The 17,585-nt window shown below is 57.0% G+C and carries 9 protein-coding genes; 1 reads left to right on the top strand and 8 read right to left on the bottom strand.

The annotated features are described in order from the left end of the window. The first annotated feature begins 593 nt into the window (after positions 1–593). Complete coding sequence (locus EK22_RS10125) at positions 594–4,007, top strand: mechanosensitive ion channel domain-containing protein (protein ID WP_036250587.1); 3,414 nt, start codon at positions 594–596, stop codon at positions 4,005–4,007. Between the two features lie 141 nt (positions 4,008–4,148). Here EK22_RS10125 and EK22_RS10120 read toward each other — a convergent pair whose 3' ends face one another. From EK22_RS10120 to EK22_RS10085, 8 genes are all read right to left on the bottom strand, one after another. After that, complete coding sequence (locus EK22_RS10120) at positions 4,149–4,628, bottom strand: flavin reductase family protein (protein ID WP_036250584.1); 480 nt, start codon at positions 4,626–4,628, stop codon at positions 4,149–4,151. 152 nt (positions 4,629–4,780) lie between these two features. Next, positions 4,781–7,219: an acyl-CoA dehydrogenase gene (locus EK22_RS10115; protein WP_036250582.1), complete on the bottom strand. Its 2,439-nt coding sequence runs from the start codon at positions 7,217–7,219 to the stop codon at positions 4,781–4,783. A 296-nt stretch (positions 7,220–7,515) separates the two neighbouring features. Then, the gene (locus EK22_RS10110; RefSeq protein WP_036250581.1) at positions 7,516–9,843 is read right to left on the bottom strand and encodes a 3-hydroxyacyl-CoA dehydrogenase/enoyl-CoA hydratase family protein; all 2,328 of its coding nucleotides are present in this window, start codon (positions 9,841–9,843) and stop codon (positions 7,516–7,518) included. Then, positions 9,843–10,982, bottom strand: a complete 1,140-nt coding sequence (locus EK22_RS10105) for a thiolase family protein (RefSeq protein WP_020160316.1) — start codon at positions 10,980–10,982, stop codon at positions 9,843–9,845. Before EK22_RS10105 ends, EK22_RS10110 begins: the two co-directional genes overlap by 1 nt. Positions 10,983–11,066: 84 nt before the next feature. Beyond that, positions 11,067–13,412, bottom strand: coding sequence for an alpha/beta fold hydrolase (locus EK22_RS10100; protein WP_036250577.1), 2,346 nt, complete (start codon positions 13,410–13,412; stop codon positions 11,067–11,069). Positions 13,413–13,416: 4 nt separating this feature from the next. Further along, positions 13,417–14,415, bottom strand: a complete 999-nt coding sequence (locus EK22_RS10095; protein ID WP_036250574.1) for an MlaA family lipoprotein — start codon at positions 14,413–14,415, stop codon at positions 13,417–13,419. A gap of 110 nt (positions 14,416–14,525) precedes the next feature. After that, on the bottom strand, positions 14,526–15,926 hold the full coding sequence (locus EK22_RS10090) for an FGGY family carbohydrate kinase (protein ID WP_235209277.1): 1,401 nt from the start codon (positions 15,924–15,926) through the stop codon (positions 14,526–14,528). After that, a complete protein-coding gene (locus EK22_RS10085; RefSeq protein ID WP_036250569.1) occupies positions 15,917–17,488 on the bottom strand; it encodes a glycerol-3-phosphate dehydrogenase/oxidase in 1,572 nt (523 codons plus the stop codon). The genes EK22_RS10090 and EK22_RS10085 overlap by 10 nt, the downstream gene beginning before the upstream one ends. Positions 17,489–17,585 lie beyond the last annotated feature (97 nt).

Below are 17,585 nucleotides of genomic sequence, written 5' to 3'. Positions count from 1 at the left end.
TCGGGCTGTTTTTTCAGGCGCTCCACTATTATTGGTTTAATAACTGATGTTACGCAGTAAGTTGAATTCAGATCGGTTTAGCAAAGTGTCGCTAGCGCGACGATTGTTTGAATCGGGTTTATCGCACCCGAAGGCGAGTTACTTTCTTTTGCGCGGCCAAAAGAAAGTAACCAAAGAAAAGGCCGCCCGTTGCCGCTTTTTCCTTGCGCTCCTCGCTTTCGGCGAGGGTTGCCAAAAGGGACTTCCTGTCCCTTTGGCAACGCGCTGCATCCATGCAGCGCCCCTTTGGGCTGCTCACTCGGCACATCCCTGTACCTCGCCCTTTGGGTGCGATGCATGCAAATCGGCTATCCTGCCGATTTGTCTCGCCGAAAGCTGCGGTGCTCGGCGCGGCAAACGGGATAAAATCGTCCGTGCGTAACATCAGTTAATAACGACCCGGAAGCAGGCTGATAATGGCCGGGTTTCTGATAGAATAGCCGAACAATCGGGCATGGCGTCCCGTTCTGTAACGGTGTAATACCTTCTGTTTTTCTCCCTGTTGTCCTTAATTCTTCATGAAAAGTATGAATTCCCGCTCTGCTGTTAATTCAATGACTCATCATTTACTGTGCCTGGTGCTTATTCTCTGTTTCGGCTCATTTCCGGTCTGGGCAGAACAAACATCGTCCAATACGGCGCAGGAAAGAGGCAATGCCGGCATTACCCGGGATGCGTTGCAGGCCAGGATCGAAGCATTGAACGCGCGGCAAGGCCTGGATGAAGCCTTGAAGACCAAGATGCTCAAGTTCTATCAGTCCGCGCAGGACAATCTGGCCAATGCGGAAAAATTCAACAATCAGGCGGCCGGCTTTAAGGAAGCCGTTGCCAAGGCGCCGGATAAAACCAGACGTCTGCAAAAGCAGATTGACCAGCTCCAGAAAAAACTGGCCAAACAAAAAATAGAGGATTTCAGCAATATCCCCATCGCGGAGCTGGAGCAGCGGCTTATTCTTGAAAGAGGCAAGGTCAGCAGCCTGGATGAGCGGATTAGAAGGCTGGAAGACGAGCTGATGAGGCAAAACAGCCGCCCGCAGCTCATACGCGAGGAAATCGTGGCGGCCGAACAGGCGCTGGATTCGGCACGAAAACAATTGGACTTGCCTGCCGGCAATGCCGATGCAAAACCCGAGCTCGAAGCCTGGCAGATGCAGTTGAAAACCCTGATCGAATCACGCGCGGCCGAGCTGAAGATGCTGGAAATAGAGGCGATCAGCAACCCGGCCAGGGTGGAGCAGATCAAAGCAGAGCTACAGTTGCTGAATGTGGAGAAAGCCGCGCTGACACCCGTGGTAAGCGCCATTGAAAATCTGCTGGCCGAGAGGCACCTGGAGGAAGCCCGGGAGGTGCAGGAAGCACTCAGCCAGGCGGAAAAAGAAATTGCCGGCAAGCATGCGGTAATTCAGGTCGTTACACGCGAAAACATTCAATTGAGCCGGGATTTGCAAATTATCACGACCAAGATTGATAAATACGCCGAACAAAAAAACCGTGTCGATGAACAATCCACGGAAATCAGCAACGATTTTAAAAGCGCCGAAAAGAAAATCAGCCTGGCCGGACTGAGTCCCGCGCTGGGCAAGATATTGCGCGAGCAGCGCCGCAATCTGCCGACTGAGGATCAATTTGCGCAGCAATCGCAAACGATCCAGAACGAAACGGCTTTAACCAGTCTTGAGCAATTCAAGGTTGAGGACAAGTTGAAAAAGCTCACCAATATCGATGACGAACTGCGCATGTTCATGGACCAAGTCGATGCGGCAATGCCGGCCGACCGGCGCATGATGATACAGGCCGAATTGCGCATGCTGCTGGACAGCCAGAAAGACTTGTTGAATAAGCTGTCGGCTGATTACACCACCTATCTGCGCACGCTGGGCGATCTGGATTTTGCCAGGCAGCAGATGATCAAGCAGGCTGAGAGTTTTGCCGTCTATCTGGACGAACGCTTATTGTGGGTGCCCAGTTCCGCCCCGATCGATTCGGATTTTATCGTCGACTTGTACCATTCGATTCAATGGCTGCTGTCGCCGCACAACTGGCTGGCCGTGGCTAAGGATACGTTCCGGGTGGCGTTGCAAAACCTGTTTCTGAGCATAATTGCCTTGTTCGTCATGACGGTTTCCATATTAGCCAGGAACTGGGCAAAACGGCAGTTGACGGCCATTTCCCAAAAAGTCGAGAAAATTTATACGGATAAATTCAACTATACCTTGGAGGCGCTGGCATACACGCTGGTGCTGGTGTTGCCGCTGCCGCTGTTTCTTTATTATCTGGGCTGGTTTTTAGCCACTCATGCCCATATTGACGATTTTAGCCGGTCGGTCGGGGCAGGTTTGCAGGGCATTGCGGCTCCCTGGTTTTTCCTCGAGTTTTTTTATCGGCTGTTTGCCGCCAAAGGCATTGCGCGTAAACACTTTCAATGGCAGGAAAGCACAACCGGGTTTCTGCGCAGCCAGATCGCCTGGATCCGTTTTATTGTCCTGCCGGCCCTATTCACTATACATGCCGCCGAAGCGTCCAGCATTTCAAGCCATAGCGATAACCTCGGCCGCTTGGCTCTAATTATCGTCATGATGGTCATGGCGGTCTTTGTGGCCAAGGCGTTAAAACCGTCCTCGGGCCTGTTGCGGGATTACATTAAAGACAACTCCGACGGCTGGGTGGCCCGGCTGCGCTACATCTGGTATCCGGCCAGCATCCTGGTGCCTGTCATTGTGATTGGCTTCGCCGCCGCCGGCTATTATCAGAGCGCGGTGGAATTGCAGCAAAAACTGACGGTCACGCTGCGGCTGCTGTTTGTGTCCGCTATCGTGCATCAAATGGTCGTACGCTGGTTAACACTGGTCAATCGGCAGTTGGCCTTGAAAAATGTCCGGCAAAAACGCAAAAGCGCGGCCAGCAGTAGCACGAAGCAAGCGGCGGCAGGCGCGGAAGACCCCGTGCTGCCCAGTGACGAAGAGCTGATCGATATTCCTAAGATCAATGCTCAAACCACGAAACTGCTGAATGTCTTTATCAGTTTCGGCCTCGTTATCGGATTCTGGATGATCTGGGAAAACATCCTGCCGGCGTTTTCGTTTCTGGACAACATCGTGCTCTGGCAACATCAGGTGATCGCCGATGGAGAGGAAAGCTATCAACCGATAACGCTGACTAATTTGCTGCTGGCCGGACTGTATGTGTTTATTGTCATCGTCTCCGTGCACAATTTTTCCGGTGTCGTGGAAGTCTTGATATTCAGGCGCATATCGGTGGCGGCGGGCAGTCGCTATGCGGTCAATCAGCTGGCCAAGTATGTGCTGATCTCCATCGGTTTTATCAGCGTCGCCAATGAACTCGGCGGCAGCTGGTCGCAGGTGCAGTGGCTGGTGGCGGCGCTCAGTGTCGGCCTGGGCTTCGGCTTGCAGGAAATCTTCGCCAATCTGGTGTCCGGCATCATTTTGCTGTTCGAGCGGCCGGTGCGCGTGGGCGATACCGTGACTATCGGCGATATCAGCGGCAAGGTCAGCCGTATCCAAATGCGTGCCACGACGCTGATAGACTGGGATCAAAAAGAACTGATCGTGCCGAATAAAACCTTTATCACCAGCCAGCTCGTGAACTGGACCTTAAGCGATGCGACTACCCGGGTCGTGATTCCTGTAGGCATTGCTTACGGCTCCGATGTGGGATTGGCGCATAAAGTCATGATCGATACGGTACGTTCCATTCCGCAAGTACTGGCGGACCCTGAACCCGGCGTCGTGTTTGTGGGTTTCGGCGAGAGTTCCTTGGATTTTTCCATTCGGGTTTATGTCAGTGAGCTGGCGAACCGGGTGCCTGTCACGCACGACTTGCTCGTTCGGCTCGATCAGGCCTTCCGCGACAACAATATAGAGATCCCTTTTCCGCAAAGGGATATTCATGTCCGTTCCATTGTGCGGGAAGCGAAGGTCATCAGCTCAGAGAATGTACAGCCTCAGTAGGCCGGGCTGGCGTTTGGCCAAAGCCCGGCCTTGGCGATTTTCAGGAGGCCGGGTTTATCAAAGGCGGCATGCTATCAAGAATGGGGCGCATTTCGGGTCGAATCAATTCGACCCTAAGGATCTGCTGCCGGATGGGGGGCGTCAGACAAGCTGCCGGTAATTGCCGCAATAATACAGCAGCGGATCGCCCGAACGGCAAATCGTGTCCTGCACTTCGCCGATCATGATCCAGTGCGTGCCGGCGCGCACTTTCTCAACCACTTTGCAATCCAGCGACATGAGGCTGTCGGTCAGGATGGGGGCACCGGTCGTGCCGGGTTCCCAGGCGGCATTCTCGAAGCGCTCTTTCTGGCTGCGGCCGCCGGCGAATTGATTGGAAACGTCCTGCTGGTCCGAAGTCAGTACATTGACGGCAAAGCACTGGCTTTCTTCAATGCCCACGCCGGTATCGGCCGAGTCATTGATGCATACCAGTATTTGAGGAGGGTCGACTGAAACGCTGGAAAATGCGGTGACGGTCATGCCTTGCACCCCAAATTTCCCGGATTGTGTGGTAACCACGGTGACGCCGCTGGCCCAAAGTTGTAGCGCTTTTTTAAAATCATCAACACTGACAGGCATTCATTTCTCCGATTATTCCAGCTTGAGGCAGGGCTCAGGCATTTAAAGTGATTGGAGCGATATGGTACAACACCTGACCGTGCTTGTTAAATAGTCGGGCTTGCACGCCAGGTATTGCACTATTGTCGGGAAACAGGCGGCACCGGGGCCTGTCAGCTCTGCTCGGCGCGGTGGCGTGTCAATTCTTCCGGACTGAAATCATCGACGCTGATGGCGGCGATTCTGGCCTGCTCGGCGGCGGCGATCAAGTCCGCTTCATGCTGCGTGATGATGCCCAAAGTTACCGCTTCGGCAATAATGTCGGTTTGGGCGCCTTTAGGCAATTGCTTGCGCTGCTGGGCGGCACGGAGTTTGGCTTCCACGGGCGCTGCGGCCAGTACGGCTTTAAAAGCGACTTCAATGCGGCCGGTCGCATCGTCGGCTTTATTGTTGATGTAAATGCCATGGGTCAAGCGGTCGCGAGCAGGGGTATCCGCCAGCAGCAGGGAGGCGGTTTTGTGGATCAATCGGTCATTGGGCGGGGCATAAGGCTTGCCGATCGGAAAGGTGAGCAATCTCAACAGCAGTGCGACGGGCCGCAACGGCAGTTTCCATAAAATAGCCAGCAATGATTGTTGTGTCCGGTGCAGGGTTTGCTGGCAGGCCCAATGCAGCAGGGGCGCATCGTCAGCGGGGCAGTCCTGATCATGGAAATGCTTAAGCACGCAGGAACACAAATACAGATTGCTCAAGGCATCGGCAAACAGCCCCGAGATTCTTTCCCGGCGCTTCAGCGAGCCGCCCAAGGTCAATAAAGCGAAGTCGGCGATGAGCGCGAAATCAACGCTCAGACGCGCGATCCGCCGGTAATAGCGCTTGGTCGTGCGGTCGCCGGGCAATCGGCGCAGGAAACCGGCGCCGGTCAGTCCCAGCCATAAGCTCGCGGCCAGGTTATGGAGGAAAAAGCCGATATGCTGGAACAGGATCTCGTCGAATTGCCGCAGCGCCTGCGTGGAAGGCTCCTGCTGCAAGGCGGCCATTTCCTTTTGGATAAACGGGTGGCAGCGGATGGCGCCCTGGCCGAAAATCATCATCGTGCGGGTCAGGATATTGGCGCCCTCGACGGTAATGCTGATCGGTATCACCTGATACAGCCGGCCCAGGTAGTTGCGCGGTCCCATGCAGATGCCCGAGCCGGCCTGGATATCCATGCCGTCGTTGATGACGCGGCGCATGCGCTCGGTCAGTTCGTACTTGACGATGGCCGAAATCACCGAGGGCTTTTTACCATAGTCCAGGGCCGCGGTCGTGACCTGGCGCGCGGCATCGAGAATATAGGTTTCGCCGGCCATGCGCGCGAGCGGTTCCTGCACGCCCTCGAATTCGCCGAGCGGCAGATTGAACTGTTTGCGGATGCGGGCATAAGCGCCGGTATTGCGGCAGGTGACTTTGGCCGCGCCCACGCTCAGCGCCGGCAGCGAAATGGCCCGGCCCGTGGCCAGGCACTGCATGAGCATTTTCCAGCCGTTGCCGACTTGTTCGACGCCGCCGATGACCCAGTCCATCGGAATAAACACATCCTTGCCCCAATTGGGTCCGTTCTGAAACGCCGAATCGAGCGGAAAATGGCGCCTGCCGATCGATACGCCGGGCGTGTTGGTCGGTATCAGGGCCACGGTGATGCCCCTGCTTTCCTGGTCACCGATCAGCCGGTCCGGATCGTAAAGCTTGAACGACATGCCCAGCACCGTGGCGACGGGACCCAGCGTGATATAGCGTTTTTCCCAGTTAAGGCGGATGCCCAGCACTTCCCGGCCTTCAAACTGGCCCCGGCAGACGATGCCGGTATCGGGCATGGCGCCGGCATCGCTGCCGGCATGCGGGCCGGTCAGAGCGAAAGCCGGGATTTCCTCGCCCGCGGCCAGGCGCGGCAGATAATAGTCCTTTTGCTGCTCGGTGCCGTATTCCAGCAGCAATTTGGCGGGCCCGAGGGAATTGGGCACCATGACCGTGACGGCCGCCGTGGTGCTGCGGCTGGCAATCTTCATGACGCAGGCGGAATGCGCCGTGTGGGAAAAATCCAGGCCGCCGTATTGCTTCGGAATGATCATGCCGCAGAATTTGTGCTTTTTGATATAGTCCCAGACCGTTTCGGGCAGGTCCTGGCGGTTGTGCGTGATGTCCCAGTCATCGAGCATGGCGCAGAGGGTTTCGACGGGACCGTCCAGGAAGGCTTGTTCTTCCTCGGTCAACGAGATGGCCGGCACGTTCCGCAGCACTTTCCAGTTCGGGCTGCCCGAGAACAGTTCCGCGTCCCACCAGGTATTGCCCGCTTCCAGCGCTTCGCGTTCGGTTTGCGACATGGTGGGCAGCGCCGCCTGCATCAGTTTGAAAATCCGGCTGCTGATAAACTGTCGGCGCAGGCGGCGGACATTAAACAGTATGGCTAAAAACAAAAAGCCGAGCCACAACAAGGCATTCAGCAGCGGCAGGTTACTTAACAGGGTATAAACACTCAGGAACAGAGTGGCGACGATTGTCGATCTCAGCAGCGACGTTCTGTAATAGGCAAGCACCCCCAACAGGATGATTAGGGCAAGTAACCAGAGCATTATTATTCTCCTTGGTTTGTGATGAATGTGCATTCAACATGAAACTTCGCGCTGAATACACAATTTTTATTGCCGGCTTTTTTCAATTCCCTAACGGTTGATACGTACGGGCCGCCTGAAACTGTTAACGTTTTCGATATTAAAGTTTAGCCATAAAGAACATGAGCCCCCCAGAACGGAGGCGGCAGCATTGCGTCTGGAACAGCCATCGAGAGCGCGAAGTTTTAATGCATTGATTGGCTTTATCTTTTCTTTGTGATCTTCGTGGTGAATTAAGAAAATTCATACCGTTTTCATTAATTCCTTAACGGTTTGCCGGTCTTCAGCATGTGGTCCAGTCTCGCCAGGGTGCCGGGCTGCTGTACCAATTGCACGAAGGCTTCTCTTTCCAGCGCCAGGATGTCGCCTTCGGCCAAGGGCGAGGTGATATCGCTATCGCCGCCGCTCAACACATAGGCCAGCCTGGCGCCGACCTCGACATCGTAATCGGTGGCCTTGCCCAGCAGATGCAGGGCCTTGACGCCCATGCCGAGCAATATCCTGGCGGTCTTGCCGGGCATCGGGTAAACACAAGGTTCCGGTGGCGCATAATCCTGGCTGAGCGCCAGCGCCCTGGCCTTGGCATCGGCCAGCAGACGGTTTTTGTTCATGCTGATGCCGTCGCTGTGCGCCAGGAACAACAGTTCTTTCGCCTCGAAAGCCGATTTCGATACCTTGGCCATGCCGATGGTTTCGAAGGCCTTGGCAACCGGCGGAATGGGGCCGCCGGGACGCTTGGGGTGCTTCAGCCAGCGGCGCAGGTATTCCTTGCAGCCACCCCAGCCCGGAATCAGGCCGACGCCGACTTCGACGAGGCCGGCATATAACTCGGCATGCGCCTGAATGGCGTCGCAATGCAGCAGAATCTCGCAGCCGCCGCCCAATGCCAGTCCCGATGGCGCGCCGACAACCGGGAAGGGGGCGAATTTCAGGGCCTGATAGGTCTGCTGTCCATGCAGGATCAATTGCTCGACGGCCGGCCAGTCGCTGTTGTGAATGGCCTCCATCAGCAAGGTGAGATTGGCGCCGGCGGAGAAGTTTTCGCCGTCGTTATGAATGACCAGGGCCGAAAATTCATTGCTGACTTTGTCGATGCTTTGCCTGATCAACGTCATGGTGTCCATGTCCAGCGTGTTCATCTTGCTGTGAAATTCCAGGCAGGCCACGCCGTCGCCGATATCCCATAGGCTGGCCGAGGGATTGACCAGCACGGCCGGCCGCCGTAGTTTTACATCGGATAGCAGCAGCACGCCTTCCGCTCTGCGCACCGGCCGGTAATGGCCCGACAGATCGGTAAAGCTCAGTTGTCCGGCATCGGCCCGATACAAGGGCTGCCCTGCGGCCAATATCGGCGGCACCTCGCGGTTCTCCGCGCGCAGTTTGTCAACGAACCAGTCGACGCCGATCTGGTCCAGCAGTTCGAACGGCCCGTATTGCCAGTTAAAGCCTTCGCGCATGGCGGTATCGATGGCAACGATGTCGTCGGCTATTTCGGGCACCAGCCCGGCGGCATAGGCCAGGGTCTTCGACCAGACCTGCCAGGCGTAAAGGGAGGCCGGGCTTGAGCCGGATAACAAGGCTTGCAGGGGAGTACGGGCGATCGCGCCCACGGATTCATGCAGATCGTCGGTCCTGGGCTTTTCGGCCGGGCGATAAGCGCCGGTTTCGAGGTCGATCGCTTCCTTGACGCGCCGGCCGCCGGTTTCGTTCAGCCGGTAAAAGCCGCCTTTGCCCTTGCGACCGGTATAGCCGTCCCTGATCAGGTTGTTGACCAGGTCAGGCAGCCGGTTGACTTGATGAAACGCGTCGGCCGGCGGCAGCGAATGCGCCATGCTGGTCAGGATATGCGGAATCAGATCCAGGCCGACCAGGTCCAGCAGGCCGAAGACGCCGGTCTTCGGTATGCCGAAAGGCGCCATGACGGCATCGGCCTGCTCGACGGTCAGATGCCGGTCCATCGCTTCCAGCAAGCCGCATTGCAGCCAGTACACGCCGATGCGGTTGCCGATAAAGCCGGGCGTGTCCTTGCAGGCGACGCAGTCCTTGCCCAGTTTGATATCGGCGAAGCGGCGGACCGTTTCGACCAGTTCGGGCCGGGTGTCAGGGCCGGCCACCAGCTCCAGCAGCCGCATGTAGCGGGGGGGGTTGAAAAAATGCGTGATCATGAAGCGCTGCCTGAAGCTTTCCGGCAGGTCTTGCGTCAACAGCGCCAAAGGCAGCGTCGAGGTGTTGGAGGAGATCAGGCAGTCATCGCGGCAAGCCGATACCAGCTTCTGGTAAAGCGACTTTTTTATCCGCGGGTCTTCGATGACGGCCTCGATAACCCAGTCCGCATCCGCCAGGCAGTCGAGATGGTCTTCGATATTGCCCGGCGTGATCAGCCGCGCGTTGTTTTTATGCATCAGCGGCGCCGGCTCGGCCGCCAGCAGTTTCTTGATGGCCGTTTCAGCGATGATATTGCGGTTTTTGGCGTCTTCGGGAACGATGTCGAGCAAATACACAGGTACGCCGGCGTTACTGATATGAGCGGCGATGCTGGCGCCCATGACACCAGCGCCGATGACGGCGACTTTTTTTATTTCCATCAGATTGCCTCCAGAATGGTCGCTATACCTTGACCGCCGCCGATACATTGGGTGGCTAATGCATAGCGTTTGTTCTCGCGCTTGAGCAGGCTGGCCGCTTTGCCGGTAATGCGGGCGCCGGATGCGCCCAGCGGATGGCCCAGAGCGATGGCGCCTCCGTCCAGGTTCAGTTTATGCAATGCGATCGGCATGGCGGCCAGGACGGCGATGGACTGTGCGGCAAATGCCTCGTTTAATTCAACGATGTCGATATCGTCCAGTTCGAGCCCGGCGCGCTGCAAAGCTTTGCCGGTCGCGCCTACCGGACCGATGCCCATGATTTCCGGGGCGCAGCCCGACACGGCGGTCGACTTGATGCGCGCCAGTTTATCGAGTCCGTGCGCGTCGGCATATTCCTCGCTGCAAACCAGCACCGCGGCGGCGCCGTCGGTCAGCGGCGAAGAGGTGCCGGCCGTGACGCTGCCGTTCGCCTGAAAAGCGGGCGGCAGTTTTGCCAGTGCCTCGGCATTGGTATCCGGCCGGATGCAGCCATCCTGGTCCACGCGCCCGAAGTCCGGCGTGTCGATCGCGATGATTTCATCGGCCAGCCGGCCCTGTTGCTGGGCCGCGTAAGCCTTTTGCTGGCTTAACAGGGCGAAAGCCTCCTGGTCGAGGCGGGGGATGTCGTATTGCCGGGCCAGGTTTTCGGCGGTGTCGCCCATGCTGATATAGGCCTGGGGAAAAGTCTCGAAAAGGGCGGGATTGGGCATATAGTTGTAGCCGCCCATCGGAATCCGGGTCATGGATTCGACCCCGGCGCAGATGAATGCGGAGCCGGCATTCAGTTGAATGGCGCCGGCGGCGATGTGTATGGCTTGCATGGATGAGCCGCAGAAGCGGTTAACGGTCATGCCGGCGACGGAAATCGGCAGCCCGGCCAGATTGACGACCAGACGGGCGACGTTAAGCCCCTGTTCGCCCTCCGGAAAGGCACAGCCCAGGATAAGGTCTTCGATATCGTTCGGGTCGACGCCGGTTTTTTCTATGAGTCCCTTGACAACCCGAGCTGCAAGATCGTCCGGTCTGACTTTTACTAGGCGGCCTTTGTGGGCAGGCGTAAACGGCGACCGGCAATATCCAGCAATAACAACATTTTTCATGGTCCTTATCTCCTGTAAATAGACTTAGGAACGTGAATTTTATAATTCCCGTTCCTTAATTTCTAATGACTCGACTCCGGCAAGTTAAGTTTTCAGGTTAAGTAAAATTCCGCTAGCTCTTCTTTGACCCGCCTCCGGTTTATTGGTTTCATCGACGCAGCCGGTCATGAAATCATGAATCATTTCCCAGGTTTTTCCAATATTATTTAACAGGATGCCGTGCTGTTTGGCATTAACGACCATGAGCTGCTTGTGGGGGGTGCCGAGTTTGTTGAAGATTTCCTGCGCGCTCTTGAACGAGACGATGGGGTCCTGATCGGCATAAATGACCAGGACGGGGATATTGATGAGCGGCAGATAGCTATCCATGTCTTCGATCAGCAGCCTCAACTCATATAAACTTCTGATCGGGGTATGCCGATAATTGATGGACGGATTTTCCGGTATGTTTTCAATAAACCGTTTGACGCCCTCATAGGCTGAAACCCAGCCGACCAGTTTATTGGTGCCGTGCAGTAACGGCACCAGCATAAAGGTCGGGTTGAGGAACTTCAGCGGCACGGCAATGGCGCTGACGCCGATGATTTCCGGATGTCCTTCCGATCCCAGCTTAAGCGCCAGCGCGCCGCCGGTGGAGAAACCGGTGACGACAATCCGCTTGCAGTGGGCCTTGAGTATGTTGAAGCCGCGCTGCACGGACGCGTACCAATCCTGCCAGCTCTGGTCGCGCAGGGCATACGGCGACGAGCCGTGGCCTTTCAGCCTGACGCCCAGGACCGTGTAGCCCTGTTTGACCAGATGTTCGCCATAACTGCGGGTCTCGGCGGGGCTGGCGAGCAGGCCGTGTATCAGCAATACGCCGGAGCCGTTAGCGTGCTCGGGCTGCAGGAAAAACGGCGAAGGATCGGCGGTGGCCGTTTCATGCTCGTTGATGTCGTCAAAATGGGATTTGCTGTACAGATGCTGTTCCCAGCTTAAATCGCGGCATTCGTCGTCGAAGTGCCAGGCGGCCAGCTTTTGTGGGTCGATATGATCGTATTCGGCCATTGCCTTGACCATGGTCTTGCGCACGGCGGTGATCGGTTCGGCTTCGTTATCGTAAACCGCGATCAGGTTTTCCAGGCGGATGTTGTCAAAATCATGCTCTTCCAGCAGTTTGGGCAAAAACTGATAGTAATCTTCGTATTCGAGAATCAGGCCGTTGCTGATCGCCACCGTGATGAACTGCTCGAAGCGCTTGCTGGTGCCGGTGATCAGATCGCTGTAATCGATCGGGTTCAGCAGGCTCCGGTGCAGATTGATTTTGGTGTTGTTCTGCAGATGCTTGACGGCGATATACAAGGTCGTGAAAAAACGCTGGCGCTCGATCTGCTGCCGGCCCCGCTCGATGCAATGCATGATCAGCGTCGAGGCCAGATGGCTCAGGTTGATCGTGACATTGGCATAGATTTCTTCCATGTACTGGTTGCGCGTGGCGGCGGCGCTTTTTTTAAAATACGAGCCCAGCAGCTTCTGCTTCCAGTTCCTGGGCCTGGCATGCAGCGCGAACACATCATCGAGGGTGGTGAATTCGGCGGCGACCAGGTCCAGCAGATAGCGGTTCCACCAGTGCCAGACTTTATATGGGTCGACCGGCGCGCCCATGCGGATATCCATGTCGGTATTCTTGAGCAGGATGTTGCCCTCGATCAGCAATTCCTCGGTCTGGCGCAGGCTCAGGCCGTCGGCGAACAGTTCGACGCCGGTCAGCAGCAGGTTTTCATCGGACCGGATCGGATAAAACGTGATATTGGCGGGTATGATCAGGGTCGGCTTGAGCGCGGCGGTCAGCAATTGGTCGAGATTGTCGAGGTGCAGTTCTTCCTTCCAGCGCAACAGCTGATCGTATCTTTTATCGGAATAGGCATTGCGGATCGTGGCTTTGAAGGCTTCGAGACCTTGCGCCAGCACGGCGGGACCGGTGTGGTGCTTGCGCCTTTCACCGGTCAGTCGGGAATAGACGCTGTAATGGCCTTTTTTGTCCATGACGCGGCGGTCCTTGACCATGCCGCCTTCGGGGAAAATGATGACTTTGCGGCCGCGAAGTATCTGTTCGGCCAGCAACGGAAACAGGCGTTGGTGATCGTGCGGGAAAACGCCGACGTTTCTCAGGTAGCGGGCCAGCACGGTATCGCCTTCAAAGAATTCGCCGGAGGCGATGGCGCAGCTGTAGGCGCCGGTTTCCTCATAGATCAGAAATTGCGGAATGAACGTTTCAAAGCGCGAAAAATGATTGAATAAAAAGATATCGCCTTGCTGAACCTGAGTATCGGCATGGAGCTTGAACTTGACGCTCAGCATTTTTCTGACGGAATTAAATACCTTTATCGACCTGTTGTAGAGTGCGGTATCGATATCACTCCAGTTATCGGGATAAGGTATTTTGGGCATAACGCTATTCCTCTTGAGGGGTCGATAGATTCAGGTAATGTTTGGTCACGGGAACCGAGTCGGGCGTATCGGTTGGGTCAGGCGCCGATAATTCCAGCGTATGAGTCACAACGGGGACCGTGTCGGTTATCGGTGTGGTCTGAACAGCATTATCGGGGGCTGTCTCGGCGGCGTTCACCTCGACAGCCTCCGCTTCGGCCGCTCCTGTCGCCGCGTCATCGAAGTCTTCCATGTCGGAGAGTTCTTTATCTATGTCAAAGCCATTATTATCCAGTTCCGGGACATTACCGTCATTGACCAGATAATCGCGATGCTGCTGGTAGGAATTTTTGATGAACTCGTAGCGATCCACGGACGCCTCGTCGATCATTTTTTCGGTCGACATCAGGCCGGCCCGGGTATCGGCGACATCGACCGCGCCGGAAGCCAGTGACACGGCATTGACAATGCCGCCGGAAAATAAAAAGGTATAGGTCAGAGGGCTCAATATGGCATCGCCGAGCAGGCCGACCGCATCGCGCGGCGAACTGGCGCCGGCGAATGGCAGCACCAGATAGGGGCCGGACGGAATACCCCAATAGCCCAGGGTCTGGCCGAAATCCTCATCGTGTTTGGGCAGGTCGATATGCTTGGCGACATCGAAAATCCCCACCACGCCGGCCGTGGTATTGACCAGGAAACGGCTCATGTCCATGCCGGCCTGCAGCAGTTTAAACTGCAGCAAATCGTTGACGGTGACGCCGATGTCGTTCAGGTTGCTGAAGAAGTTGGTCACGCCTTCATCGACCGCATCCGAGGTCGCCCACAGATATCCTTTCGCCATCGGTTTTAAAATAACGTCATCGACGTCATCGTTGAATGACTGCGCGCCCCGGTTCCAGTCTTCCAGCGGATCGTTCGCGTTGGTTTCACCTGGAGTGGAGGTGGTTGCGCAACCGCCTAAGGCACCCGAAAGAATCAGGCCAGCGGTAAATAAGCGGGTATTGATAATGGATATTTGCATTTTTTCAACCTGTTTTTAAATATGGTTCTTTCGACAGCCGGCAATACGGGAAGCGTATCTTTCGATCGCTCCGTATTATAAAGCATTCACCCCTTTTTTTTACCGTGACTTCATGTCTCAAATAATGCATCAAACCAGATCTTCCATTGTCGATACTTATCCTTTAAGGCATCGGTATCGGTTGTTTGCGGTACTTGTACCGATTTTCTCTGATAAGCCGGCGGCAGACCGGCGGCCAGGATAGCGGCGCCGAGCAGGCTGGCGTCTTTTTGCTGCAAATCGTGGACTTCAAGCGAGGCGCAGGCCGCGATGCCTTGCCGCAGCGCCGGCACTTCGGACAAACCGCCCGACAGATAAACCCGGTCCAGGCCATAGTAAAGCCGGAAATCCTCCAGTATGCGCGTGACGCGAAAAATGATGCCTTCCAGCAACAGGCAGGCAATCTGATGTTCATCAAGATGGTCGACCGGCGCCGAGAAGACGATGCCGGACGTTTCGCGAAAATACGGCGCGCCCAGCCCGTTCGGTTCGCACAGACAGAACAATTGCGTCGATTCGGCCAGGTCTTCCAGCCGGCAGTCCCGGTAAGGATAGGGCGCCAGCGCCGCCGCGATGGAGTTGATCGTGCCTTCGATAGCGCTATGCGGCTTTGAATCCGTGTCCTGATAGACCAGCGTTTGCAGGTAGCCGTCCGGCGGCATCGCGTCTTGCCCGGGCAGATAACGGACCACAAAACCGCCGGTGCCCAGGTTGACCAGCGCTTCCGCGCCGTCGGGCCGGATGCTGGCGATCAGGGCGGCGGACTGGTCCGCGATGTCGGCCTTCAGCGTGCAGCCGTTGTTCAGTGCCAGGTCAAGACCGGCAGAAGGCGTGATGGCCGGCAGGATGTTTAACGGAATCCCGAACAGGTCGCATAAAACCGGTGACCAGTCGGCTTGCCGGACATCCATCAACAAGGTGCGCGCGGCCATGGAAACATCGGTTTGATAGCGGTTGCCGCCGGTCCAGTGATAGATCAGGAAGCTGTCCAGCGTGCCGGCCAGCAGCATGCCTTGTTCCAGGTCGTCGCGCAGCGCCGGGTATTCCTCCAGCAAGACGCGCAGCTTGGGGGCGAAATAATACGGCGTCAGGCGCAGGCCGGTCAGGCTTTTTATCAGGGGCTCTTGCGATCGCAAGGCCTTGCAGCCGGCTTCACCGCGCGTGTCCTGCCAGGAGATCAGCGACGTGACCGGCAGGCCGCTGATCTTGTCCCAAAGCAAAAAAGAGGAGCGCTGGCAGGACAAGCCCAGGCCGGCGTTGCCGCAGGCATCGGCCAGGCACAGATCCAGCAGTTCGGTGGCCGTGGTCAGATAGGCCAGGGCATCGCATTCGCAGATGCCATTCTCGCCCGTAGCGGCCGGCGCCGGGCGCGAAAACACGGCTGCAAATTCGCCGCCGCCGGTCAGCAGGCCGGCCTTCAGGGCGGTCGAGCCCAGATCAAGCGCAATAGTCGGTGTCAATGTCATAGCCATTTTTGTACGCAACTGTTGAGTTGAAGATTCATTGTGGCGCGGTCCCATCCCAGCGCTTCGGCGCCAATGCTAGCCAGGCGCCGCAATTCGGACGGCGCCAGTTTCGCCAGGATCAGCAACGGCAGGCGGCGGCGCAGCAGGTCTTCCAGATGCACGACCATTTCATGGCGCGCGCAAAAAATCAGGTCGGCCATGATGAACGGCAGCGCCGGCGTGATGCGCTGGGCCAGATCCGGCTCCTGCTTGCATAATTGTAGTATGTACGCTACCCGCCTGCCATGGCGGCGCAGCAGCCAGTGTGCGCTGATGCTGTCGATGCCGAGTTGAGTGGCCTGATATAAAACGCTGGCGGACCATTCCGCATAGTCCGTGCCGGGGCTCCACGGAAAGGCTTTGCCGAAGGTCTGGCCGGCGGCGCCGACGCCCAGTTGCCTGCATACCGTATCGACGATGCGTTCGGCATCCTCGCGCGCGGAAGTCAGTTTGCCGCCGATGGAGGACAGCAGGCCATTGCCGGCGATCTTCAGGCTCCAGTCGCGGCTGACGGCCGAGGGCGATGCTTCATCGCCGGACTTCAGCACGCGCAAGCCGGCGAAGCGGCCGATAATATCGTCTTCCGTCCAGTTCGGCTTCTTCAGCACGCGATTGGCTTCGGACAACAGATAGCGGATGTCTTCGGCCTCGACCGCCACCTGTTCGATATCGCCATCATAATCGGTATCGGTCGTGCCGAGCAGCGTCAGGCCGTACCAGGGCATCATGAAAAACACGCGCCCGTCGGCTTGCGCGGTCAGCAGCAAGGCGTCGTTTTCCAGCGCTTTCGGCAGGATCAGGTGCACGCCTTTTGAGAGTCTGTAACGGTTGCCGCCATGCAGACGCGCCGACCATTGGCCGGCCGTGTTGACGATCAGGGCGGCGCTGACCTCAGCGGTCTCGCCCGTGATCCGGTCCCGGCAAACCGCGCCGCGGAGCCGGCCGTCGTGTTCCAGGAGGCGCTCGACCCGGCAGTAATTCAGGCAAACCGCGCCGCTGTCCTCCGAGCCGGCTATCAGTTCCAGCACGAAGCGGGCATCGTCGGTTTGGGCGTCGAAATAGGTGAATCCGCCCGTTAAACCGGCGGTATTGAGGTGCGGAAAACGTTCGGCGAATTCGGCGGCGGAATGGTAGCGGTAAGCCTGGGTTTTGGGAACCGTGCCGGCCAGCAGGTCGTAGAGGAGCAAGCCGATTTTTAATTGCAGCGAGCCCATGCGGCTGTCTTTGTAGACCGGCACCCCGAAACGCAGCGGCCAGACCCGGTGCGGCGCGGCCTGCAGCAGCATTTGCCGTTCCGCCAGGGTTTTTCTGACCAGTTTCAAATCGAGCGATTCCAGGTAGCGCAAACCGCCATGAATCAGTTTGCTGGAGGCGGAAGAAGTCGCGCCGGCCCAGTCGCCCTGATCGACAATGGCGACCTTCAGGCCGCGCAAGGCGGCATCGTAGGCTGTCCAGGCGCCGTAAACACCGCCGCCGCATATCAGTACATCGAAATTCCGCTCTTTAAGCCGCGCAAAATCCCGGTACATAAATCAGGCTCGTGTTTGAATCAGTTTCATTCATGGCGATAGCAGACTCCCGAACTCGATCGCAAGCGGCTATGGCTTGCAGACACAAATTTTCGAC

The organism is Methylobacter sp. BBA5.1 (genome assembly GCF_000746145.1).
In the GTDB taxonomy this organism is placed as follows: domain Bacteria; phylum Pseudomonadota; class Gammaproteobacteria; order Methylococcales; family Methylomonadaceae; genus Methylobacter; species Methylobacter marinus.
This window is presented reverse-complemented; position numbering and strand designations above follow the sequence as displayed.